The sequence below is a fragment of the Micromonospora sp. NPDC049662 genome, assembly GCF_040675055.1.
Lineage (GTDB): Bacteria > Actinomycetota > Actinomycetes > Mycobacteriales > Micromonosporaceae > Micromonospora.
Window position 1 is genome coordinate 1 of the sequence record NZ_JBFAOC010000069.1, and the last position, 22372, is coordinate 22372.

Annotated in this window: 20 protein-coding genes, 1 tRNA gene and 1 pseudogene; 12 read left to right on the forward strand and 10 right to left on the reverse strand. The window is 71.9% G+C overall.

Translation table 11 applies throughout. The features are described 5' to 3' along the window. Positions 1 to 465: 465 nt before the first annotated feature. Both AB0J36_RS30375 and AB0J36_RS30380 read left to right on the forward strand, forming a co-directional pair. On the forward strand, positions 466 to 1158 hold the full coding sequence (locus tag AB0J36_RS30375) for a winged helix-turn-helix domain-containing protein (protein ID WP_355052838.1): 693 nt from the start codon (positions 466 to 468) through the stop codon (positions 1156 to 1158). A 92-nt stretch (positions 1159 to 1250) separates the two neighbouring features. Further along, positions 1251 to 1322 (forward strand) — tRNA-Arg (locus AB0J36_RS30380). A 512-nt stretch (positions 1323 to 1834) separates the two neighbouring features. On the opposite strand, the gene AB0J36_RS30385 is transcribed toward AB0J36_RS30380, so the two are convergent. The 4 genes from AB0J36_RS30385 to AB0J36_RS30400 all read right to left on the reverse strand — a co-directional run bounded on the left by AB0J36_RS30385 (position 1835) and on the right by AB0J36_RS30400 (position 7288). Continuing rightward, positions 1835 to 4216: an excinuclease ABC subunit UvrA gene (locus tag AB0J36_RS30385; protein ID WP_357398315.1), complete on the reverse strand. Its 2382-nt coding sequence runs from the start codon at positions 4214 to 4216 to the stop codon at positions 1835 to 1837. 34 nt (positions 4217 to 4250) lie between these two features. Further along, a complete protein-coding gene (locus AB0J36_RS30390; protein ID WP_357133907.1) occupies positions 4251 to 4700 on the reverse strand; it encodes a helix-turn-helix transcriptional regulator in 450 nt (149 codons plus the stop codon). 103 nt (positions 4701 to 4803) lie between these two features. Continuing rightward, on the reverse strand, positions 4804 to 5763 hold the full coding sequence (locus AB0J36_RS30395; protein ID WP_357398312.1) for an ATP-dependent DNA ligase: 960 nt from the start codon (positions 5761 to 5763) through the stop codon (positions 4804 to 4806). A 31-nt stretch (positions 5764 to 5794) separates the two neighbouring features. Continuing rightward, positions 5795 to 7288: an MFS transporter gene (locus AB0J36_RS30400; protein WP_363661443.1), complete on the reverse strand. Its 1494-nt coding sequence runs from the start codon at positions 7286 to 7288 to the stop codon at positions 5795 to 5797. Positions 7289 to 7410: 122 nt separating this feature from the next. Between AB0J36_RS30400 and AB0J36_RS30405 the strand changes: the two genes are divergently transcribed. The 3 genes from AB0J36_RS30405 to AB0J36_RS30415 all read left to right on the forward strand — a co-directional run bounded on the left by AB0J36_RS30405 (position 7411) and on the right by AB0J36_RS30415 (position 10689). Continuing rightward, the gene (locus AB0J36_RS30405; RefSeq protein ID WP_355052881.1) at positions 7411 to 7797 is read left to right on the forward strand and encodes a helix-turn-helix domain-containing protein; all 387 of its coding nucleotides are present in this window, start codon (positions 7411 to 7413) and stop codon (positions 7795 to 7797) included. A gap of 100 nt (positions 7798 to 7897) precedes the next feature. Beyond that, positions 7898 to 8485: a helix-turn-helix domain-containing protein gene (locus tag AB0J36_RS30410; RefSeq protein ID WP_357174547.1), complete on the forward strand. Its 588-nt coding sequence runs from the start codon at positions 7898 to 7900 to the stop codon at positions 8483 to 8485. Further along, positions 8485 to 10689, forward strand: a complete 2205-nt coding sequence (locus AB0J36_RS30415; protein ID WP_357174544.1) for an MMPL family transporter — start codon at positions 8485 to 8487, stop codon at positions 10687 to 10689. The genes AB0J36_RS30410 and AB0J36_RS30415 overlap by 1 nt, the downstream gene beginning before the upstream one ends. A gap of 96 nt (positions 10690 to 10785) precedes the next feature. Here the strand turns inward: AB0J36_RS30415 and AB0J36_RS30420 are convergent, their stop codons facing one another. Next, positions 10786 to 12042 carry an erythromycin esterase family protein gene (locus AB0J36_RS30420; protein ID WP_357133892.1) on the reverse strand — a complete coding sequence of 419 codons (1257 nt, stop codon included), beginning with the start codon at positions 12040 to 12042 and terminating at the stop codon, positions 10786 to 10788. 100 nt (positions 12043 to 12142) lie between these two features. On the opposite strand from AB0J36_RS30420, the gene AB0J36_RS30425 reads away from it, so the two are divergent. Next, positions 12143 to 12334: a DUF2795 domain-containing protein gene (locus AB0J36_RS30425; protein WP_357133889.1), complete on the forward strand. Its 192-nt coding sequence runs from the start codon at positions 12143 to 12145 to the stop codon at positions 12332 to 12334. Between the two features lie 50 nt (positions 12335 to 12384). Here AB0J36_RS30425 and AB0J36_RS30430 read toward each other — a convergent pair whose 3' ends face one another. Further along, the gene (locus AB0J36_RS30430) at positions 12385 to 13287 is read right to left on the reverse strand and encodes a Gfo/Idh/MocA family oxidoreductase (RefSeq protein WP_363661444.1); all 903 of its coding nucleotides are present in this window, start codon (positions 13285 to 13287) and stop codon (positions 12385 to 12387) included. A 410-nt stretch (positions 13288 to 13697) separates the two neighbouring features. Between AB0J36_RS30430 and AB0J36_RS30435 the strand changes: the two are divergent. Together AB0J36_RS30435 and AB0J36_RS30440 are read left to right on the forward strand one after the other, a co-directional pair. Next, positions 13698 to 14125, forward strand: a pseudogene (locus tag AB0J36_RS30435) (hypothetical protein). After that, positions 14118 to 14534, forward strand: coding sequence for a hypothetical protein (locus tag AB0J36_RS30440; RefSeq protein ID WP_363661445.1), 417 nt, complete (start codon positions 14118 to 14120; stop codon positions 14532 to 14534). Before AB0J36_RS30435 ends, AB0J36_RS30440 begins: the two are co-directional and overlap by 8 nt. Before the next feature lie 32 nt (positions 14535 to 14566). On the opposite strand, the gene fabG is transcribed toward AB0J36_RS30440, so the two are convergent. Beyond that, positions 14567 to 15325 (reverse strand): 3-oxoacyl-ACP reductase FabG, encoded by a 759-nt coding sequence (gene fabG, locus AB0J36_RS30445; protein ID WP_357133882.1) that lies wholly within the window; start codon positions 15323 to 15325, stop codon positions 14567 to 14569. Positions 15326 to 15368: 43 nt separating this feature from the next. Beyond that, positions 15369 to 17021 carry an alpha-amylase family protein gene (locus AB0J36_RS30450; protein WP_357133879.1) on the reverse strand — a complete coding sequence of 551 codons (1653 nt, stop codon included), beginning with the start codon at positions 17019 to 17021 and terminating at the stop codon, positions 15369 to 15371. 71 nt (positions 17022 to 17092) lie between these two features. Here AB0J36_RS30450 and AB0J36_RS30455 point away from each other — a divergent pair, with 71 nt between their 5' ends. Continuing rightward, complete coding sequence (locus AB0J36_RS30455) at positions 17093 to 17707, forward strand: DUF1349 domain-containing protein (RefSeq protein ID WP_363661446.1); 615 nt, start codon at positions 17093 to 17095, stop codon at positions 17705 to 17707. A gap of 94 nt (positions 17708 to 17801) precedes the next feature. Beyond that, on the forward strand, positions 17802 to 18473 hold the full coding sequence (locus AB0J36_RS30460; RefSeq protein WP_357133873.1) for a DedA family protein: 672 nt from the start codon (positions 17802 to 17804) through the stop codon (positions 18471 to 18473). An 18-nt stretch (positions 18474 to 18491) separates the two neighbouring features. Here AB0J36_RS30460 and yidC read toward each other — a convergent pair whose 3' ends face one another. Together yidC and AB0J36_RS30470 are read right to left on the reverse strand one after the other, a co-directional pair. Next, the gene (yidC, locus tag AB0J36_RS30465) at positions 18492 to 19250 is read right to left on the reverse strand and encodes a membrane protein insertase YidC (protein ID WP_363661447.1); all 759 of its coding nucleotides are present in this window, start codon (positions 19248 to 19250) and stop codon (positions 18492 to 18494) included. A 96-nt stretch (positions 19251 to 19346) separates the two neighbouring features. Beyond that, complete coding sequence (locus tag AB0J36_RS30470; RefSeq protein WP_357133867.1) at positions 19347 to 19640, reverse strand: DUF6412 domain-containing protein; 294 nt, start codon at positions 19638 to 19640, stop codon at positions 19347 to 19349. A gap of 171 nt (positions 19641 to 19811) precedes the next feature. Between AB0J36_RS30470 and AB0J36_RS30475 the strand changes: the two genes are divergently transcribed. Together AB0J36_RS30475 and AB0J36_RS30480 are read left to right on the forward strand one after the other, a co-directional pair. Next, entirely contained in the window at positions 19812 to 20945 is a 1134-nt protein-coding gene (locus tag AB0J36_RS30475; RefSeq protein WP_357133864.1) for a glutamate--cysteine ligase, read from the forward strand. Positions 20946 to 20969: 24 nt separating this feature from the next. After that, on the forward strand, positions 20970 to 22349 hold the full coding sequence (locus AB0J36_RS30480) for an FAD-dependent oxidoreductase (RefSeq protein ID WP_357133861.1): 1380 nt from the start codon (positions 20970 to 20972) through the stop codon (positions 22347 to 22349). Positions 22350 to 22372 lie beyond the last annotated feature (23 nt).

Consider the following 22372-nt stretch of genomic DNA (forward strand, 5'->3'; position numbering starts at 1 on the left):
GCCGCGCCGCTGCGCGGGCGCGGCGGGCAGCGGCGGGGGGCGGGGCACGGTCTCGGTGATCGACTCGGATTCCTGCAAATCGGGCTGTCGGCGCGGCCGGGACGCCCCGACTTCCACGAACCCGAGTCGACCATGACGTCCACGACGCGGGGGCGCGCATGATCCACCCGAGATCGGCGATGTGGCGGTGTCCAGGCGCGCGGATGCCGCCACATCGGCGACCTGGCGGCGGACCATGCCGGATCGCCACCCGAGCCACGCCGCCCGCCGGACCCGCCGGACCCGCCGGACCCGCCGGACCCGCCGGACCCGCCGGGCCCGCCGGGCCATCCGGCGACCGTGGCGTCCCATAGATACCTAGTCGTCACTTGTGGCCGTTTTGCCCTAGACAGGCGATTACATCGCTTAGAGAGTTTTCTCCACACATATCGTGACCAGTAGTGATTCGTGCTCGTTGCCCAAGACGTGGGGGTTGCACTCAGAGACGCACGGCGCTCGGTCACCAGTTGGTGCCGACGCCACACCATCGGCGGTGACGGGGCGGTGGCAGCCGTCCGTCGCGGACAGCGGCAGGGCGAGCCGGGAATGCTCAGCCGCGAGCAGGAACTCGAACTGATCGACACACTCCGGGGCGTCCACCCCGACGAGTTCGGCCTGGACGAGGAGCTGTGGACGCGGCAGAGCCTCACCACGCTCATCCAGCGCCGGTTCGACCTTCCGCTGGACGTGGGCGCGGTCGGGGCGTACCTGCGGGCCTGGGGGTTGGGTCCGCGCGAGCCGCGCGAGCGTGCCTGCGGGCTCTGCGTCAGCGCGGTCGAACGGTGGGTACGCAGCGAGTACCCGGCGATCACCCGGACGGCCCAGGAGCACCTCGCCGAGGTCTACTGGATCGGGCGGGTACGGCTGCGCGGCACGATGCCGGCCGCCGACGTGATCTCCGCCGTGTCGTCCCGGGGCCGGGTGCGCTTCATGATCACGACGCCGACGGTCGACCCGCCGCTCCCCCGCGACTTCGTACTGCGACTCAGTGGCGAGGAACAGCGCACCGTGCACCTGATCGTGGACGGGTCCTGGCCCCGCAACGAGTGGCCGCGCCGGCTGCCCCGGCGGATCGTCCTGCACCCGCTGCCCAGTTGCGGACGGGCGGTCGCGGCCTGAGTACCGGGTGGGCCGGTCGCCGACACGACCGGCCCACCCGATACCGATTCGGCGTACGCGGAGGAGGTTTGCTAGTCTTCTCCAGTCGCTGAGCCCCCGTAGCTCAGGGGATAGAGCACCGCCCTCCGGAGGCGGGGGCGCAGGTTCGAATCCTGCCGGGGGCACAAGCTTTCGCGCTCCATGTCCGCTGAGAAGCGCGGACCTGGGGCGCTTGTCATTTCTGTCCCGGGGCCGAGCCCCGGACCCCACGCCCCGCCGCCGGCTCGCGTCGAACCGTCCCCGCCCCGGACCCCACTCCCCCGCCGCCCCGGCTCGCGTCGAACCGTCCCCGCCCCGGACCCCACGCTCCCGCCGACGGCTCGCGTCCAACCGTCCCGACCTGGACCCCACGCCCCGCCGCCGCGCTCGCGTCCAACCGTCCCCGCCCGGACCCCACGCCCCCGCCGACGGCTCGCGTCCAATCGCCCCCGCCCGGACCCCACGCCCCCGCCGACGGCTCGCGTCCAACCGCCTCGCCCCAGGCCCGAACCCGTCGACTCCGCGATCTTGCAGTTTCGGTTGTGATTTTGGGCGGGATGCGCCTTTTGCCGCCGCAGAAAGTGCAAGATCGCGGGGACCGTGGGGGCGCGAGGCGGAGCGGCGCGGGGGGCGGGGGCGGGGGCGGGGCTGGGAGAGATTAGGCGTTGATGTACTCGGCCAGGTGTTGTCCGGTTAGGGTGCTGCGGGCCGTTACCAGGTCGGCCGGGGTGCCTTCGAAGACGATTCGGCCGCCGTCGTGGCCGGCGCCGGGGCCGAGGTCGATGATCCAGTCGGCGTGCGCCATGACGGCCTGGTGGTGCTCGACGACGATCACCGACGTGCCGGAGTCGACCAGCCGGTCCAGCAGGCCGAGAAGTTGCTCCACGTCGGCGAGGTGCAGGCCGGTGGTCGGCTCGTCGAGGACGTAGATGCCGCCCTTCTCGGCCATCCGGGTGGCCAGCTTGAGCCGCTGCCGCTCGCCGCCGGACAGGGTGGTCAACGGCTGGCCGAGGCTGAGGTAGCCGAGCCCGACGTCGACGAGTCGGTCGAGGATGGCGTGCGCCGCCGGGGTACGCGCCTCGCCCGTGCCGAAGAACGCCGCCGCCTCGGTCACCGACATGGCGAGCACCTCGCTGATGTCCCGGCCGCCGAACCGGTATTCCAGTACGGACGCCTGGAACCGCCGACCCTCGCACTCCTCGCAGGTGGCGGCGACGCCGGCCATCATCCCCAGGTCGGTGTAGATGACGCCGGCGCCGTTGCAGCCGGGGCAGGCACCCTCGGAGTTGGCGCTGAACAGCGCGGGCTTCACACCGTTGGCCTTGGCGAACGCCTTGCGGATCGGGTCGAGCAGACCCGTGTACGTCGCGGGGTTGCTCCGTCGGGAGCCGCGGATCGCGCTCTGGTCGACCGACACCACGCCGTCGGTGCCGGACACCGAGCCGTGGATGAGCGAGCTCTTGCCCGAACCGGCCACGCCGGTCACCACCACGAGCACGCCGAGCGGGATGTCGACGTCGACGTCCCGCAGGTTGTGGGTGTTCGCGCCCCGCACGGCGAGCGTGCCGGAGGGTGTACGCACCGACGACTTCAGCGCGGCCCGGTCGTCCAGGTGCCGCCCGGTCAGGGTGTCGCTGGCGCGCAGCCCGTCGACGGTGCCCTCGAACACCACCTCACCCCCGCCGGTGCCGGCGCCCGGACCGAGGTCGACGACGTGGTCGGCGATGGCGATGGCCTCCGGCTTGTGCTCCACGACCAGGACGGTGTTGCCCTTGTCGCGCAGTCTCAGCAGCAGGCCGTTCATCCGGGCGATGTCGTGCGGGTGCAGCCCGATCGTCGGTTCGTCGAAGACGTACGTGACGTCGGTGAGCGACGACCCGAGGTGGCGGATCATCTTGGTGCGCTGCGCCTCGCCGCCGGAGAGCGTGCCAGACGGTCGGTCGAGTGACAGGTAGCCCAGCCCGATCTCCTCGAACGAGTCGAGGAGGTGTTGCAACCCGCTGAGCAGCGGCGCGACCGACGGCTCCTGGATGCCCCGGACCCAGGCCGCGAGGTCGCTGATCTGCATGGCGCAGACGTCGGCGATGTTCTTGCCCGCGATCTTCGACGAGCGGGCCTCGGCGCTGAGCCGGGTGCCGTCGCAGTCGGGGCAGGTCGTGAACGTGACCGCCCGGTCCACGAAGGCACGGATGTGCGGCTGCAACGTGTCGATGTCCTTGGACAGGAACGACTTCTGGATCTGCGGGATCAGGCCCGAGTACGTCAGGTTGATGCCCTCAACCTTGATCTTGGTCGGTTCCCGGTGGAGCAGGTCCTGCAGCTCCCGCTTCGTGTACTTGCTGATGGGCTTGTCCGGGTCGAAGTAGCCGCAGCCCCGGAAGATCCGCCCGTACCAGCCCTCCATGCTGTAGCCGGGGATCGTGATCGCGCCCTCGTTGAGCGACTTGCTGTCGTCGTACAGCGCGGAGAGGTCGAAGTCGGTGACCGCGCCCATCCCCTCGCAGCGCGGGCACATGCCGCCCAGGCGGTTGAAGGTCGCCTTCTCGGTCTTCGTCTTGCCCGCGCCACGTTCCACGGTGATCGCGCCGCTGGCCCGGACCGACGGGACGTTGAAGGAGAAGGCGTTCGGCGAGCCGATGTGCGGCTGCCCGAGCCGGCTGAACAGGATGCGCAGCATCGCGTTGGCGTCGGTGGCGGTGCCGACGGTGGAGCGGGCGTTGGCCCCCATCCGCTCCTGGTCGACGATGATCGCGGTGGTGAGCCCGGCCAGCACGTCGACCTCGGGCCGGGTCAGCGTCGGCATGAAGCCCTGGAGGAAGGCGCTGTAGGTCTCGTTGATCATCCGCTGCGACTCGGCGGCGATGGTGCCGAACACCAGCGAGCTCTTGCCCGAGCCGGAGACACCGGTGAACACCGTGAGGCGACGCTTCGGCAGCTCGACCGTGACGTCCTTGAGGTTGTTGACGCGAGCGCCCTGTACCCGGATCAGGTCGTGGCGGTCCGCGACGTGCGCCGCGGGCGAGTCCGTGGCCTTGCTCATCGTCTCTCCATCTGCTGGGGTGGCGGGGCCCCGGTCACGCTAGGGGTGGCCGCGTGACCTGCGCTTCTCGATTCCTGATGGGTCTGGTGACCTGCTTCGCCGTACAGGATGGCAGCCCGGCGGTCGACAGCGCCGCCTCCCGGCGGTACGTGCTGGGGGGCATACCGACCAGTTCGGTGAAGCGGGTGCTGAAGGTGCCGAGCGACGAGCAGCCGACCGCGAAACAGACATCGGTGACGCTCAGGTCGCCACGACGCAGCAGGGCCATGGCGCGCTCCACGCGCCGGGTCATGAGATAGCTGTACGGCGATTCGCCGTAGGCGAGCCGGAACTCCCGGCTGAGGTGCCCCGCCGACATGTGGACGCCCCGGGCGAGCGCCTCGACGTCCAACGGCTGCGCGTACTCCCGGTCGATGCGGTCGCGGACGCGACGCAGCCGCGCGAGGTCGGCGAGGCGCTGGCTCTCCGTGGATCGGCTGGTCACCCGGCAAATCGTGCCACAGACCACCGACAAGACAGGACCGCCGGACGGCCGAGCCGGAGCCGAGCCGCGTGGCGGCGCGTGGGGCAGTCGTCGGGGCGTACCGTCAGGTGGTTTCGCGGCGGGCGCGGGCCCGGCGCTTGCCCTCGTGCATGGCCTGGACGCGGGCCACCGGGATGGCGCGACCCTCGGTGACCAGGTCTGCGGGGATCTGCTGGGGTTCCGGCAGCAGCGCGACCCACGGGTCGGTCCCGGCGAGCAGCGACGGCGCCGTCCGGATGGTGAAGTCCGCCGGGGTCACCTCGGTCAGGTCGGCCCAGTCGACCGGGAAGGACACCGGCATCCCGGGCCGTAGTCGCGGGCTGTACGCGGCGACGACCGTCGCCCCGCCGGAGCGGGTGGCGTCCACGAACACCTTCCCGCCCCGGTCCTCGCGGATGTACGCCGTGGTGGCGAGCGCCGGGTCGAGCCGTTCGGCGCGGACGGCGAGCGCCCGGGTGGCGGCCGCCAACTCCTCGGCGGTGGCGTCGCCCGTGACCGGGACGAAGACGTGCACGCCCTTGGCGCCGCTGGTCTTGACCGCTCCGACCAGGCCGGCGTCGGCGAGCGCCTGGCGGACCAGCAGGGCCGCGTCGACCGCCGCCCGGAACCCGTCGCCCTCCGGCGGGTCCAGGTCGAGCACCAGGTGGCTCGGTCGGTGCAGGTCGGCAACCGTGGCCAGGGTCGGGTGGTACTCGACCGCGCGCTGGTTGGCGAGCCAGAGCAGGGTCCGCCGGTCGTCGCAGAGGGCGTACGAGATCTCCCGGTGCGACGCCTCGGCCCAGACCGGCGTCCGGCGTACCCAGTCCGGGGTGTAGCGGGGCAGGTTCTTCTGCATGAACGGCGGCTGGCCGGGGCGGACCCGGATCACCGACAGCGGCCGGTCCCGGAGTTGCCCGATGATCGGCCCCCGGACCGCGTCGAGGTAGTCGACAAGGTCGCGCTTGGTGGCGTCGTCACGGTCGGACAGCGGCTGGTCCAGGTTGGTCAGGGCCACGCCGTCGCGGGTCTCGTCAGCCTCACTCACCCGATCACCCTCGCGGCCTCGGCGTCGTCGGTCAACCGGACGCGGCGCTCGGAGGCCTGCCGATTTCGAGGACCACGGTCGGCGGCCGGCCCGTCGACCGGTCCGTCGACGTCGGGTCGCGCCCCGCCCGGCCGGCGCGGCACCGTGCAAGCGCCAGCAGCAGGGCGGCGAGCACCAGGGCGGCGGCCACCGCGAACGCCACCCGGTAACCGCCGGCCAGCGCGGCCGCCTCGGCCTGACCGGAGGCCCGCAGAGCGTCGCTGCGGGCCGCCGCGAGGGTCGCCAGCGTCGCCAGGCCGACCGCCCCGCCGACCTGCTGGGTCGTGTTGGCCAGACCGGAGGCGAGCCCGGCGTCGGCGTCGGTCGCGCCGGCCATCGCCAGCGTGGTGACCGCCGGCAGGGTCAGGCCGCCGGCCACCCCGAAGATCAACATCGCCGGGAGTACGTCGGTGAGGTAGCCACCGTCGGCGGACAGCCGGGCGAGCAGCAGGAAACCGACGGCGGCCAGGCCGAGCCCGGTCACCAGCACGGTTCGGGCGCCCCAGCGGGCGATCAGCCTGCCCGACAGGCCGAGCGACACCGCCGCGATCACTACGGGGGTGGGCAGGAACGCCCAGCCGGTCGCCGCCGCGTTCAGCCCGAGCACCAGTTGCAGCTCCACGGCGAGCAGGAACTGGAAGCCGAGGAACGCGGCCACCATGAGGAACTGCACGGTGTTCGCCGCGAGCAGCCCCGGGACGCGCAGCAGTCGGGGAGGCAGCAGCGGGGTGGACGCCACGCGCTGGCGTAGCGCGAAGCCGCCGAGCAGCAGCGCGGCGAGCGCCACCGCGCCGAGGGTGCGCCGGCTGGTCCAGCCGTGCTCACCCGTACCCACGATGCCCAGCACGGCCGCCATCAGGCCGGCGGTGGCGAGCACGGCGCCCGGCACGTCGAGGCCGGCCCGCAGGCCGATGCCCCGCTCGGCGGGGAGCCGGCGGACGGCGGCGAGCAGGATCGCCGCCCCGATCGGGAGGTTCACCAGGAAAATCGAACGCCAGCCAGCCAGCTCGGTCAGCACTCCCCCGGCCACCGTGCCGATCGACGCGCCGGCCGCCCCGGTGAAGCTGTAGACGGCGATCGCGCGGGCCCGCTCGGCCGGCTCGGGATAGAGCCGGACGATCATGCCGAGGCTGACCGCCATGGCCAGCGCGCCACCGACACCCTGGCCGAACCGCGCGCCGACGAGCAGGGCCGGATTGCCGGCCACCGCGCAGGCCGCCGAGGCCACGGTGAACAGCACGACGCCGGCCAGGAAGACCCGGCGTCGGCCGAGCAGGTCACCGAGACGGCCGGCGAGCAGCAACAGCCCGCCGAACGCCACCAGGTAGGCGTTGACCACCCAGGCCAGCCCGGCGGCGGTGAAGCCCAGGTCGCGTTGGACGGCGGGCAGGGCCACCGACACGACGCTGCCATCGAGAATGACCATGAGGCTGCCGGCGCAGAGCACCAGCAGCGCCGGCCAGCGGGACGGGGTCGCTCGGTCCACGGAATCCTCCTTGGTGCACGGTTTGTTACCGACGCCATCGTCTGTGACCATGAGCGGGAGCGGAAGGAGGCACTGTTGTGTCCCAGAGGAACAGCGATGTGTCCGCGCTGGTGGAGGCCGAGCTGACCTGCTCACCCGGGAACGTGCCCTTCACCCCCGGGCAGGCGCGGGCGTGCACCGTCCGTGAGGTGCTCGACCGGGTCGGCGGCAAGTGGAGCATCGGCATCCTGGTGGCGGCCTCGCACGGCCCGGTGCGCTTCACCGAGTTGGAGCGGCACATCGAGGGCATCAGCCGGCGGATGCTCACGCTGACCCTGCGCAACCTGGAACGCGACGGCCTGCTGCACCGCACCGTCTACCCGACCGTGCCGCCCAAGGTCGAATACGTGGCCACCCCGATGGCCCTGGAGCTGTACGAGTCGCTGGTGGCCCTGACGAGCTGGGCCGAGCGGCACCGCCGCGCCATCGCCGAGGCGCGGACCCGGTACGACGCGGAGCACGCGGACTAGACAGGAATCGGGTGTGGGGAACGCCACCCGGTTCGTCTGACCGATCGGTCAGGGTCTGACCGATCGGTCAGGCATGCTGGTTCACGGAGGTGGACCGGTGATGGCCAGAGCGGTGTCCGAAACGCACGGCGAGATCCTCGCCGCGGCGGCGCGACGGTTCGCGGTGACCGGCTACCGGGGCACCTCGTTGCAGGACATCGCCCGCGAGGTCGGCTGCTCCAAGGCCACCGTGCTCTACCACTTCGCCAACAAGGAAGCCCTGCTCGCCGAGCTGATGGCACCGGCCATCATGGTGCTGACCGACCTCGACGACCAGCTCAGCGGCCTGACCGGCGCGGCCGCCCAGGACGTCGCCGCGGTCGGCTTCGTCGACCTCGCGGTCCGGTTCCGGCGGGAGATCGCCGTCCTGCGCGGCGAGTTCCCGGAGCTGCTGTGCCAGCCGGCCTTCGCCCACATCCAGCAGATCTCCGAACGGCTGCGCGACGCGCTGGCCGGCCACTCCGACCGTCCCGGCGCCCGGATCGCCGCGCTGGTGCTGCTGGCCGGCATCTCCGAGGCATGCGCCGAGTTCGTCGACATCCCCGACGACGAGCTGCGTCCCGCCCTGCTCACCCTCGCCCGGCGGGCCGTCGAACCCGTCGGGACACCCCAGCCCCAACCACCCACGACCGAGGACAAGGACTCCTGATGGCCACCCTGCTCTACCGGCTCGGCCGGGGCGCGTTGCGCCGGCGACGGCTCGTCGTCGCGCTCTGGCTCGTCGTACTCGTCGGCGCCGGCCTGGCCGCGGCGACCCTGCGCGGCCCGACGGCGAGCAACTTCACCATGCCCGGAACCGAGAGCCAGCGCGCCCTCGACCTGCTCAGCGAGCAGTTCCCCGCAGCCAGCGGCGCCACCGGCACGATCACGCTCAAGGCGCCCGGCGACGGCCAACTGGCCTCCCCGGAGGGCCAGGCCGTGGTGCAGGAGCTGGTCCAGCAGGCCGGGACGCTGCCCGGCGTCGTCGGCGCGGTCAACCCGCTCCAAGTCGGCGCCGTCTCGCCCAACGGCCGGTACGCGCTGGTGCAGGTTCAGTTCGCCACCGGGGCGGACGAGGTGACCGACGCGCAGAAGACCGCGTACGAGGAGGTCGGCGCGGCGGCCAAGGCGAAGGGCTGGCAGGTCGCCCCGGGCGGTGAGGTGCTGGGCGGGGAGCCGGAGATCGGCTCGACCGAGGCGCTCGGCGTCCTGGTCGCCGCGATCGTCCTGATCATCACGTTCGGCTCGCTGGTGGCCGCCGGCATGACCATGCTCAACGCGCTGATCGGCGTGGGCGTCGGCATGGCCGGCCTGTTCGCGCTGAGCGGCGTCATCGAGTTGACCAGCACGGCGCCGATCCTCGCGCTGATGCTCGGCCTCGCCGTCGGCATCGACTACTCGCTGTTCATCACCTCCCGGCACCGGCAGAACCTGCTCGACGGCCTGCCCCCGGACGAGGCGGTCGGCCGGGCCGTCGGCACCGCCGGCTCCGCCGTGGTCTTCGCGGGCGCCACCGTCGTCATCGCGCTCGCCGGCCTGGCCGTGGTGGACATCCCGTTCCTCACCGTGATGGGTCTCGCCGCCGCCGGCACCGTCACCGTGGCCGTCCTCGTCGCCATCACCCTGCAGCCGGCGCTGCTCGGCTTCGCCGGTCGCCGGGTGCTCCCCCGCCGGCTGCGGGCACTCGCCAACGAGGGCACGCCGGGCACCGACGCGGACCTCGACCGGCCGGCCCCGGCCGAGGACCGCACCCGGTTCGGCTTCCGCTGGGCCCGGTTCGTCACCCGTTTCCGCGTACCCGTGATCCTGGTCGGGCTGCTCGGTCTGGGGCTGCTCGCGCTGCCCACGCCCGACATGCGGCTGGCGTTGCCGGGCGCGGCGACGGCCGCCGTCGGCTCTCCGGCCCGGGTGGCGAACGACCTGACCGTCGAGGGCTTCGGCCCGGGCTTCACGGGCCGGCTCGCGGTGGTCGTCGCGGGCGACGACGCACCGGCGACCGCGGCCGCCGTACCGCAGGTCACCGCGCTGCTGCAACGTACCGAGAACGTCCTCGCGGTGGCGCCGCCGCAGCTCAGCCCGGACGGCCGGACGGCGCTGCTCGGCGTGGTGCCCAAGACCGGCCCGACCGACGAGGCCACCGAGACGCTGGTGCACGACATCCGCGACTCGGTCAGCGGCATTCGCGGCGCGGACGTCCTGCTCACCGGCGTCACCGCGATCGGCATCGACGTCTCCGAGAAGCTCTCCGACGCGCTGCCGGTCTACCTGCTGCTGGTGGTCGGGCTGTCGGTCCTGCTGTTGATGCTGGTGTTCCGCTCGCTGCTGGTGCCGGTCAAGGCCGCGCTGGGCTTCCTGCTCACCGTCGCCGCCACGTTCGGCATCACGGTGGCGGTGTTCCAGCAGGGGCACCTCGCCGACCTGGTCGGCCTGGACACGCCAGGCCCGCTGATCAGCTTCCTGCCGATCCTGCTCATCGGCATCCTGTTCGGGCTCGCCATGGACTACGAGGTGTTCCTGGTCTCCCGGATGCGGGAGGACTTCGTGCACGGTGAGAGCGCCCGGGCGGCCACGATCAGCGGCATGGGGCACGGCGCCCGGGTGGTCACCGCCGCCGCGCTGATCATGATGTCGGTGTTCGGGGGCTTCGTCTTCCTCGATGACCCGGTGATCAAGTCGATGGGCTTCGCGCTCGCCATCGGCGTGGCGATCGACGCCTTCGTGGTCCGCATGACCATCGTCCCGGCCGTGATGTCCCTGCTCGGCGACCGCGCCTGGTGGCTGCCCCGCTGGCTGAACCGCGCCCTGCCCAACGTCGACATCGAAGGCGAAGGCCTCCGCGACCACCTCACGACCCAGGAACCCACGAGGGTCTAGGTCCCAGCCTGGTCGATCATGGAGTTGTGGTGCCCGTCGTGCCCTGACTCGGGCACTTCGTCCGGCACCACAACTCCATGATCGGCGCGGGCCCGGTCACACACCGGCCGGGTACGTCTCCATCTCGCCGGGGGCGGCGGGGACCGCCAGCGGGTGCAGGGCCGTCGTTTCGTCGCACCAGATGAGCGCGTCATAGCGCGCGGCCAGGCGCGTCGGCACATAGTTGCCCCAGGACTCGAACGACGGGTCGTAGACCACCCCGATCGCCCGGTGGTCCGCCGGCTCGGTGACCCAGCCCGGCTGGTCGTCACCGCCGAAGACGAGCACCGCCCGCTCGGGCATCAGCTCGTGCAACCGCCGCTCCACCGAGCCCTCCCGTGCCGGCGGCACCACCATCGCCTCCGAGGGGGAGCCCCACCGGGGAGCGGCGATCACCGTGCCCCGGTAGGTGCCGAACCCGATCAGCGCCACCGCGTCGTCGCCGTGCCGTTCGCGGGCCAACTGACCAATGTTGACCATCCCGTCCGCGGCCATGTCGGTGGCCCGCGCGTCCCCCACGTGCGTGTTGTGCGCCCAGACGATCCCTCGGGCGTCCGGGCCGTAGCGGTGCAGCAGCCGGTCCAAAGTGTCCTGCATGTGGGTGTCTCGGATGTTCCACGAGTCCGGACCGCCGGCCACCATCGCCCGGTAGTAGCGCTCCGCGCCGGCCACCACCTCCGCGTTCTGCCAGGCCGAGAAGCGGTCCGGGCCGTCCGACATGGCCTGCTCCCGGGTACGCGCCAACAGCCGGACCACCTCCTCCTCGCACCGGGCGGAGACGAACCGGCTGGCCGCGCCGTACTCCTCGACCCGCTTGCCGTACGGCTCGAAGCACCGGTACGCGTCCTGCGCCGCCTCCAGCGAGGTCGGGTCCTCCTCCCCCAGGTAGTCGAAGATCGCCTGCATCGACTCCCAGAGGCTGTAGACGTCGAGCCCGTGGAACCCGGTCCGCTCACCCTCCGGCCGTTGCAGGTTCCACGCCCGCAGCCACCGGCAGAAGCGCGCCACCTCGGCGTTGGCCCACATCCAGGTCGGCCACCGCTCGAAGCGCTCCAGCGCGCTCTGCGGATCCAGGGCCCCGCCGGGCGCGGCGGTGACCGAGCGGTGCACCCGGTCGCAGTCCGGCCAGTCGCCCTCCACGGCCACGAACGAGAAGCCGCACTCCGCGATCAGTCGACGGGTCAACTGCTCACGGAGCCGGTAGTAGTCGTAACTGCCGTGCGTGGACTCGCCGATCATCACCACCCGGGCGTCCCGAACGCGCTCCAGCAACGGGTCGAAGTCGCTCGGCGCGCCGAGCCGCTGAACCAGCATGGCAGCGGCTACCCGGCGCTCACGCCGACAAACCGTCGGCGCGTCGCGAGCCGACACGCCGTCAGCGTGTACGCCTGACACGAGCGGGTAGCCAACCGACATGACCGTGTCAGGCGTGCAGTTGCAGGAGTACCTGGCCGGGCTCGACTACCCGGTCTCCCGCGAGGACCTCGTCCGCTGGGCGCAGGAGAACGGCGCCGACACGAGCATGCTGCACATGCTCCAGGCCCTACCACCCGAACAGTTCGACAACCCCGAAGAACTAACCGAGGCCCTAACAACCCCCACCTAAACCCCAGACCCCGTTGTACGGGGTGGGAGGGGTTTGGGGGATAGGGAGGGTCAGGGAAGGCGGATCGTGCGGGATTGTTGGCGGGCCTCCTCGGCGGCGGCGATGATCGTGACCACCTCGCGGCCAAAGCGGACGTCGCAGCGGTGGTCGTGGGCACCGGTCCGGACCTGCTCGACGAGCTGGTCGATCGCCACACCGAACGCCGTCGCGGCGTCGTTCTCGCCGTGCGGCACGGTCTCGATGCCGTTCTCGCCGTAGAACACGAACTCGCGGGCCATCGCCTCGGTCGGCGCGTCCAGGGAGAGCGAGGCGCTGCTGGTCGCACCACCCTCGTGGGTGAGCAGCAGGTGCACCATCCCGCTCGGGCCGTCCATCGCGGCCACCTGGGTGACCCGCCCCAGCACCGGCAGAAGGATCGAGAGCGCGTGCGGGGCGATGTCCCAGAGCGCGCCGTGCTCGCGACGCCACAGCGAGCCGCCGTACGGGCTGCCGTCCTGGAAGATCGACGCGAAGGCCGTGGTGCGGCCGTGCTGCCAGCCACCGGCGGCGGCGGTCGACGCGAGGAACGCGGTGACGTTCGGCTGGAACCGCTGGGTGAAGAACACCACCGAGGCCACTCCCGACGCCTGGGCGGCGGTGACCACCCGGTCGGCGTCGTCCACGCTGAGCGCCAACGGCTTGTCCAGCAGCAGGTGCCGGCCGGCGTTCGCGGCACGGACCGCGATGTCGGCCTGGACGTCCGGCGGCAGCGCGACGGCGATGGCCTCGCACTGCTCAATGAGGGCGTCGACGTCGGCGTACGCGGGCACGCCGTACCGCTCGGCCAGCGCGGAGGCCCGCTCCGGGTTACGCCCCCACACCCCGACCAGTTCCGCGTCCGGGTGTGCGTGCAGCGCCTTCCCGTGCGTCTCGATCGCCCAGTGACCGGTGCCGAACAAGCCGAACCGCAGCACGTGTACCTCCGCCGTTTCCCCCGACCGTGGCGACGCCACGGACGTGATCCACGCTAGTCGCCCCAGCAGGTCCGTCGGCGGCGGGTCGCCAACCGGAGCAGCACGCGTACTGCCGACCGGGGGTGACCGTGGTCCGACGAGTGCCTGTCGAGCTGCCCCAGATCCGGGGCGCCCCACACCGTCCTGCAGAGCCCCATCCGACTTCCGACGCTCGCCCCACTGCTGGCGCAGAGATCCGAGATGGCCTTGCCCCAAATCTGGGGCAGCTCGACAGCGCCTGCATACCCTCTTGGGCTGCCGCGCGGCCGAACGCACCGGCCGCCCGCCCCGACACACCCGCCGCGTTCGCGGACGCGGCGGGGCGCGATGGCCAGGCAGCGCGCGGCGGGTACTACGACGGTTAGTAGGCTGTGCCGGTGACCGAGGCGACGACCGGGTGGGGCCGATGACCAGCGCGGCGGCCGGCTCGCCGGTAGACGGGCCCCTCGCGACGGTGTCGATCGTGCTGTCGCTGCTCGTCGCCGTGTGGGCGCTGGTCGCGGCGGTACGCCACCGGCCGCCGGACCGGGTGCAGTTCGCCGGTCTGGCCGTACTCGAGTTGGTGTTGCTCGCGTTGGGTGTGCTGGCCCTGGTGGCGGTCGGCGGCGGCGACCGGCCGGGCGAGCCCGGCGCGTTCTTCGGCTACCTGGTCACGCTGGTCTGCCTGCCACCGCTGGCCTGGGTGCTGGCCCGGATGGAACCGACCCGGTGGGGGTCGGCGATCGTCTGCGCGGTCTGCCTGGTGACGCCGGTCGTGGTGGTGCGGTTGCAGCAGACCTGGGAGGTCCTCGGTGGTTGAGACTCGTCCGGCCCGACAGCGCACGAACTCCGGGCCCGGCCGTCTGTTGATCGCGATCTACCTGCTGTTCGCCATCGCGGCGACGAGTCGGGCGGGCCTACAGATCGCCACGAAGTTCGACGAGGCGCCGGTGGCGTACCTGCTCTCCGCCCTGGCCGCGCTCATCTACATCGTGGCCGCGGTGGGTCTGGCCCGGGCCGGACACACCGGTCGACGGGTGGCGCTGGTGTGCTGTTCGGTGGAGTTGGTCGGTGTCGTCGCGGTCGGCATCCTGAGCCTGGCCGACAAGGCCCTCTTCCCCGACGAGACGGTGTGGTCGCAGTTCGGTAGCGGGTACGGCTACATCCCGCTCGTCCTGCCGGTGCTGGGCCTTTTCTGGCTCTGGCGCACCCGCCGCGACCCGGCCTGACCGACCGGGCCGCGGAACGGAAGCGGCGCGGGTCAGGCCCGTGGTCCGCCCGCCACGTAGATGACCTGACCGGAGACGAAGCCGGCGCCCTCGCTGGCCAGGAACGAGATGGTGTGGGCGACGTCCTCCGGGCGACCCGGGCGACGGACCGGGATCTCGGCGGCGGCGTGCTTCTGGAGGTCCTCGAAGTCGACCTTCATGCGGGCGGCGGTGGCCGCCGTCATGTCGGTGACGATGAAGCCGGGCGCGACGGCGTTGACGGTCACCCCGAACGGCCCCAGCTCGATGGCGAGCGTCTTGGTGAAGCCCTGGAGGCCCGCCTTGGCGGCGGCGTAGTTCGCCTGCCCCCGGTTGCCCAGCGCGGAGGTGCTGGACAGGTTGACGATCCGCCCCCACTTGCGGTCCACCATGTGCTTCTGAGCGGCCTGGCTGAACAGGAACGCCCCGCGCAGGTGTACGCCCATGACCGTGTCCCAGTCGGTGTTGGTCATCTTGAACAGCAGGTTGTCGCGCAGCACGCCGGCGTTGTTGACCAGGACGGTGGGGGCGCCCAGTTCGGCGGCGACCCGCTCCACGGCGGCCCCGACCTGGTCGCGGTCGGACACGTCGGCACCCACGCCGAGCGCACGGCCACCCGCGCCGGAGATGGCGTCCACCGTCTCCTTGGTGGCCGCCTCGTCGATGTCGACGACCGCCACTGCCATCCCGTCGGCGGCCAGCCGCCGGGCGGTGGCGGCACCGATACCGCGTGCGGCTCCGGTGACGATGGCGACGCGGTGCTCCTCCGACATGATTACCTCCGGGTAACTTTGGGGTGATCGAAGGAGCTTAGCCTCAGAACCCCCGACCCCGGCATAGGCGAATCCACCGGTATCCGTACCCGGAGACCTTCACCGCGCCGAGCTTGCCCAGCTCGCCGTAACCACGGTCAGTGAGCACGTCGATCGGCAGGTCGGCCTCCGCCTCGAGGCTGCTCAGGTCCACCTCGACGTCGTCGGTACCCAGGTTGTGCAGGAAGACCATCGTGCCGGTCGGCCCGTCCGCGCGGTGCGCCAGCACCCCGGGCGGCATCGCCACGTCGATGTGTGTGGTGGAGCCGGAGCCGATCTCGGGGGCCTCCCGAAGGGTACGGATCATGCGCTCGAACCAGGCGAGCAGCGACTTCGGGTCGCCACGCTGGGCGGTGACGTTGACGTTCTGGTAACCGAACTCACCCTTGTCGATCACCGGGCGGACCAGCTTCTCCGTATCCGCGGTGGAGAAGCCGGCATTCGGCTTGTACGACCACTGCATCGGCGTACGGATCGCCTCCCGACCGGGCAGCGACAGGTCCTCGCCCATCCCGATCTCCTCGCCGTAGCGCAGCACCGGAGTGCCGCGCAGGGAGAACTGCAGGGCGTACGCCAGCTCGATGCGCCGCCGGTCGTTGCCGAGCATCGGGGCGAGCCGACGGCGGATGCCCCGGTCGTAGATGCGCATGTTCTCGTCCGGGCCGAACTCGGCGTACACCTGGTTGCGCTGTTCGGTCGTCAACCGGGACAGGTCGATCTCGTCGTGGTTGCGCAGGAAGGTGGCCCACTGCCCACCGACCGGGAGCTTCGGCGTGTCACGCAACGCCTCGATCAGCGACTCCGGGTCCTGCCGCGCGAGGGCGAGCATGAGCCGGCCGTTGAGCATGAAGTCGAAGAGCATGTGGATGCGGTTGCCGGATCCGCCGGCGTCGCCGAAGAACGTCGGAAGCTGGTCCGGTTCGACGTTCGCCTCGGCGAGCAGGACGGCGTCCCCGCGCCGCCACTGCACGTGCTGGCGCATCTCGGTGAGGAACTCGAAGTCCTTTGGGGAGTCCGGGTTGCCCGGCTCGGTCAGCTCGATGATGAACGGCACCGCGTCCATCCGGAAGCCGGAGACTCCGAGCTGGAGCCAGAACGACATGATCTTCTTAACCTCGGCCCGGACCTCCGGGTTGGCGAAGTTCAGGTCCGGCTGGAACTTGTAGAAGCGGTGGTAGAACCACGCCTTCGCGGTGCGGTCGTAGCTCCACGTCTCCTTCTGCTCCCCGGGGAAGACCATGCCCTGGTGGCGGTCGTCCGGCTCGGTGTCGGACCAGACGAACCAGTCCCGGTACGGCGAGTCGGGCGAGGAACGGGCGGACTGGAACCAGGGGTGCTCGTCCGAGGTGTGGTTGACCACCAGGTCGATGATCACGCGGATGCCCCGGTTCTGCGCCTGGTGCAGCAGTTCGGCGAAGTCACCGAGGGTGCCGAAGCGGGGGTCGACGTTGTAGAAGTCGGTGACGTCGTACCCGTCGTCGCGGTTCGGCGACGGGTGGATCGGGTGCAGCCACAGGCACGTCACGCCCAGCCGGGCCAGGTAGTCCAACCGGCCGATCAGACCACGGATGTCGCCCACACCGTCGCCGTCGGAGTCGGCGTACGTGTCGATGTCGAGGCAGTAGACGACGGCTTCGGAGTACCAACGGTCACCCATGCCGCGAAAATCTCTCCAGTTGATCTCCACGGCAAACCTGCCGGGCGGCGGCGGTCGGTACCCTGCCCGGCATGGAGACCGACCTCGTACCGCCGAGCGATGAGTTGGACTGGTCCCGGGGCCGGTGGCTGCACCCGCCGGTGCGCGCCGAACACGGTCCAACCGGTGAGCTGGTCGTCGAAGCCGGGGCGGAGACCGACTTCTGGCGGCGGACCAGCTACGGCTTCGTCCACGACAACGGGCCGGCGCTGCTCGCGCCGCTACCCGTCGGCGCGGCCATGGAGGTGAGCTTCCGGCTCGACTTCTCCGCGCAGTTCGACCAGGCCGGCGTGCTGGTCCGGGTGGACGAGCGGACGTGGGTCAAGGCGGGTGTCGAGGTGAGCGACGGCGAGTCGCAGCTCGGTGCCGTGGTGACCCGGGAGTTCTCCGACTGGTCGGTGGCCCCGGTGCCGGGCTGGGCGGGTCAGGAGGTGACGGTCCGGGTCAGTCGGGCCGGTGACGCGCTGACCGTACGGGCGCGGGTGACCGACGCGCCGTGGCGGCTGGTCCGACTCGCCCCGCTGGACCCGGAGGCCGAGGCGATGGCCGGCCCGTTCTGCTGCGCGCCGACGCGCGGCGGCCTCACGGTGGCGTTCACCGCCTGGCGGCAGGGCCCGGCCGACACCGCGCTGCACCCGGAGGGCTGAGCCCGTCCGTGGCGCGGATCACCCGCAGGTGTGCCGCGCCGATCATTGGGTATGACAACCCGATCCCCCCGTAGGCCCGTCGGAAGGATGACCAATGGCGTACGCCCAGACTGGTGACCCCTCCGAGTTCACCGGCCTGACCGGGTGGGTGGCGTCCGTCATCGAGGCGATGGGTCCGGTCGGCGTGGCCCTGCTGGTCGCGTTGGAGAGCATCGTCCCGCCGATCCCCAGCGAGATCGTGCTGGCGATGGCGGGTTTCCTCGCCCACGAGGGTCGGTTCAACGTCGTCCTCGTCATTGTCGCCGCGACGGTCGGCTCACTGGTCGGCGCGCTGGTGCTCTATTGGCTCGGCGCGGCGCTCGGCGAGGAACGGCTCAAGCGCTGGCTGGACCGTATCCCGCTGGTGGACCGCGACGACCTGGAGAGGGCCGACCGCTGGTTCGAGCGGCACGGCCGGTGGGCGGTGCTGATCGGCCGGGTGGTGCCGGTGGTCCGCAGCCTGGTCTCCGTCCCGGCCGGGGCCAACCGGATGCCGCTGGGCGAGTTCGTCCTGCTCACCACCATCGGCAGCGGCGTGTGGAACGCCCTCATCGTCGGGTCCGGTTACGCGCTGGGCAGCCGGTGGCAGAACGTCGAGCGGTACAGCGACTGGTTCAACTACGCAATCGGCGCGGTCTTCGTCGTCATGGTGGTCAGCTGGGTGGCCCGCAAGATCCGCCGCCGCCGGCAACGCGACGACCGGCGGTCGGTGACCGCCGGTCGCTGATCCGCGTCCGCGCCGCGATCAGGGCACCTGATGCCCTGCGGCGGGTGCCGGCGCTGCCTGCGGCCGGCGCAGCACCACCTGCTCCAGCGCCGACCAGGCTGTCGTCGTCACCAGGTAGATCACGGCGGCGAGCGGCAGCACCAACGCCACCACCACGGTCGTGAACGGCAGCAGAGGCAGCAGCCGACCGAGGGTGGCCGCCCCCGGCCCCTCGGTGGGCGTACCGGCCACCGTGCCGACCGCCGCCGACGCACGTCGCGCCCGGCGAGACGACCACCAGGCCAGCGCCAGCAGCAGGACCAGCAGGCCGGCGAAGAGCGGTCCGGCCGCGCCGGCCAACCCGTCGCTGAGGTGGTGACCCAGCGGTACGCCGGCCAGCCGCTCGTCGAGCAGTCCCGTGCCGCCCTCGTCGGTGGCGAACAGCCGGTACAGGACCAGCAGGAACGGTGCCTGGATCAGCAGCGGCAGGCAGCCGGCGACCGGGTTCGCGCCGGCCGAGCGGTACAACGCGAACACCTCGCGCTGGAGGGTCGCCGGGTCGTCGGCGTACCGCTGCTGTAGCTCGCGGACCTGCGGGGCGAGCGCGGCGCGGCGTCGCTCCCCGCGGACCTGCGCGACGGTCAACGGTGTGATCAGCAGCCGGACGGCGACGGTGAGCAGCACGATGGCGGCGACGGTCGCCGTGCCGTCGGCCAGCGGTTCGAGCAGGTCGGTGAGCCAGGACAAAGCGCTGCCGGCGACGCCGACGACGGTGTGCAGCGGTGCGAAGGAGAGCATGGGAAACCCCTCGGTCCGATTCCGGTGGGTCCTGGAGCCGTCGTGGACGGCACCTAGGACCAATGACGGTGGGATCGGCCGCGCGGCGAGGTGTTGCTACGCGGCGCGGGGGCGTCCGGGTGCGCGGGGGCGGGGTCGTCCGGCGGCGTCCGGATCGATCTGGCGGGGTGTCCGGCGGCTGCGGGCCCGGGCACGCAGCCCGGCCCAGCGTCGCGCGACACCGGGTGCGCGGGACGGGCCGAGCGGGCGCGCGGCGAGCAGCGCGGCGACGAGGACCAGGGCGGTCAGCGCGGCCCCGGCGAGCAGGTCGGCCGGACGGTCGGCGAGCATGCCGAGCTGGGCGAACGCGGACATCCACGTGGCCCAGAGGAATCCCAGCAGCACCGGCACGGGCTCAGCATAGGACCCGGTGTCACGTCCCCCGGCCGGATCGCCGATGGTCCGGCGACACGCCGGAGACGCCGTGCCGTCACCACGTTTCCGGGCGTTACCACCCTGGGTAACCAAACGTCCGACCGGCGCGGACGGACCGCGGGCGGCAGAAACGGACGGTGGTGCGCGATGACCGGGCAGGTGGCGGAGGCGCACGGGACGACCGCGGGGACCGAGGTGCTCACCGTTGGCGTCGAGGAGGAGTTCCTGCTCGTCGACCCACACACCGGCGCCGCGGTGCCCGCCGTGGACCTCGTGCTGGAACAGGTCCCGGCGGAGCTACGCGGTCAGGTCGAGCGCGAGTTCCAGACCAGCCAGATCGAGATCGGCTCGCCGCCCGGGCTGGAGCTGTCCTCGATCCGGCACTCCCTCGGCGTACTCCGTAAGGCCCTTGCCGACGCGGCCGAGCGGGCCGGCGTACGGCTGCTCGCCATCGGCACCGGTCCGGTGGACGGCCCGGTGCCCCCGGTCGTCGACAAGCCCCGTTTCGACCGGATGATCGAACGGTTCCGGCTGCTCGTACCCGGTCCCGGTAACAACGGCATGCACGTGCACGTGGGTGTCCCCGATCCGGAGACCGGCGTGCAGGTGCTCAACCACGTCCGGCCGTGGCTGCCGACGCTGCACGCCGTCACCACCAACTCGCCGTTCTCCCGTGGCGAGGACACCGGCTACGCGAGCTGGCGGTCGGTGGAGTGGGAGCGCTGGCCGTCGGTCGCGCCGACGCCCTTCCTGGAGTCGCACGAGCACTACCAGCGGCTCATCCGCCAGTTGATCGCCAGCGGGGTGATGCTCGACGAGGGGATGCTCTACTGGTACGCCCGGCTGTCGGCGAAGTACCCGACCGTCGAGCTGCGCATCGGCGACGTCTGCCCGACCGTGGACGACGCGGTGCTGGTCGCCGCGCTGGTCCGGGCCCTGGTGGCCACCGCCATGGACGACGTCGAGGCCGGCCGCCCCGCGTTGCGGACCGACCACCACCTGCTGGTCGGCGCGCACTGGCGGGCCGCCCACGACGGCCTGGAGGGCGAGGGCGTCGACGTCACCACCGGCGAGTTGCGTCCCGCGTGGGAGTTGCTGGACGAGTTCGTGGAACGGCTGCGGCCGGCGCTGGAGCGGCACGGCGACTGGGCCGAGGTGTCCGACCTGCTGGGTGGGCTACGCCGCCACGGCACCGGCGCGGCCCGGCAGCGCGCCGTGTACGCCCGTACCGGACGGCTCGTCGACGTCGTGCAGGACGTGGCGCGACAGACCCGCGGTTGAGCGCCCGCATGACAGGATGATCCTGTGGCGCAACGACTGATCGTCATCGGCGGGGACGCCGCCGGCATGTCGGCGGCGTCCCAGGCACGCCGCCGCCGCGACCGGGACGACCTGGAGATCGTGGTCTTCGAGCGGGGACATTTCACCTCCTACTCGGCCTGCGGCATCCCGTACTGGATCTCGGGGCTGGTGCCCGGCCCGGACGACCTGATCGCCCGCGCGCCGGAGACGTTCCGCACGAAGTTCGACATCGACGTGCGGTTGCGCCACGAGGTGACGGCCATCGACCTCGAACGGCGCGAGGTGGTCGCCCGGGACCTGGACCACGGCCGCGAGGTCACCGAACGCTTCGACGAGCTGATGTACGCCGCCGGCGCGACACCGACCAAGCCCCCGTGGGCGCAGTCGGACGTGGCCGGCGTGTTCGGGGTGCAGACCCTCGACGACGGCGCGGCGCTGCGCGACTGGCTGGACGCCGAGCCGCAGCCGCGCCGGGCGGTGGTGGTGGGCGGCGGCTACATCGGCGTCGAGATGGCCGAGGCGATGATCCAGCGCGGCCTGTCGGTGACGCTCGTCGAGCAGGCCGAGCAACCCATGTCGACGGTCGACGCCGACATGGCCGAACTCGTCGCCGATGCCATGCGTGGCCTCGGCATCACCATCCGCGCCGGCCTGCCGGTGACCGGCCTCGAACAGCGGGACGGCCGGGTGTCCGCCGTGGTCACCGCCGAGGGGCCGATTCCGACCGACGTCGTGGTCCTGGGTCTCGGGGTACGCCCCAACGTCGGGCTCGCGGAGGCCGCCGGGCTGCCGCTCGGGCCGACCGGCGCGATCCGGGTGGACCGGCGGATGCGGGTCCCCGGCTTCCCGGGGGTCTGGGCGGCCGGCGACTGCGTGGAGACCCTGCACCGGGTCAGCGGGATGCCGGTGTACATCCCGTTGGGCACCCACGCCAACAAGCAGGGCCGGGTGGCCGGCATCAACATCGGCGGCGGGTACGCCACCTTCACCGGCGTGATCGGCACGGCCGTGACCAAGGTCTGCGAACTGGAGGTCGGTCGCACGGGCCTGCGGGAGCGGGACGCCTCGGCGGCCGGCTTCGACTTCGTCTCGGTGATCGCAGAATCGACCAGCCGGGCCGGCTACTACCCGGGTGCCCGGCCGATGACCGTCAAGCTGATCGCGGAACGACCCAGCGGCCGTCTGCTCGGCGCGCAGATCGTCGGCTGGTCCGAGGCGGCCAAGCGGATCGACACTCTGGCCGTCGCGTTGTGGAATGGCATGACCGTGGACGACATGACCGCACTGGACCTGGGCTACGCTCCGCCGTACGCGCCGGTCTGGGATCCGGTGCTGATCGCCGCCCGCAAGGCGGTCGACGCGCTCGCCGCTCTCGATCGCTGACCCGCGCCCGCCGTGGAGGTCCA

Coding starts and splice junctions, on each gene's coding strand:
- AB0J36_RS30385 (WP_357398315.1), bottom strand. CDS start 4,216: ATGAGCAAGGCCACGGACTCGCCCGCGGCGCACGTCGCGGACCGCCAC.
- AB0J36_RS30410 (WP_357174547.1), top strand. CDS start 7,898: ATGGCCAGAGCGGTGTCCGAAACGCACGGCGAGATCCTCGCCGCGGCG.
- AB0J36_RS30415 (WP_357174544.1), top strand. CDS start 8,485: ATGGCCACCCTGCTCTACCGGCTCGGCCGGGGCGCGTTGCGCCGGCGA.
- AB0J36_RS30420 (WP_357133892.1), bottom strand. CDS start 12,042: ATGCTGGTTCAGCGGCTCGGCGCGCCGAGCGACTTCGACCCGTTGCTG.
- AB0J36_RS30425 (WP_357133889.1), top strand. CDS start 12,143: ATGACCGTGTCAGGCGTGCAGTTGCAGGAGTACCTGGCCGGGCTCGAC.
- fabG (WP_357133882.1), bottom strand. CDS start 15,325: ATGTCGGAGGAGCACCGCGTCGCCATCGTCACCGGAGCCGCACGCGGT.
- AB0J36_RS30450 (WP_357133879.1), bottom strand. CDS start 17,021: ATGGGTGACCGTTGGTACTCCGAAGCCGTCGTCTACTGCCTCGACATC.
- AB0J36_RS30455 (WP_363661446.1), top strand. CDS start 17,093: ATGGAGACCGACCTCGTACCGCCGAGCGATGAGTTGGACTGGTCCCGG.
- AB0J36_RS30460 (WP_357133873.1), top strand. CDS start 17,802: ATGGCGTACGCCCAGACTGGTGACCCCTCCGAGTTCACCGGCCTGACC.
- yidC (WP_363661447.1), bottom strand. CDS start 19,250: ATGCTCTCCTTCGCACCGCTGCACACCGTCGTCGGCGTCGCCGGCAGC.
- AB0J36_RS30475 (WP_357133864.1), top strand. CDS start 19,812: ATGACCGGGCAGGTGGCGGAGGCGCACGGGACGACCGCGGGGACCGAG.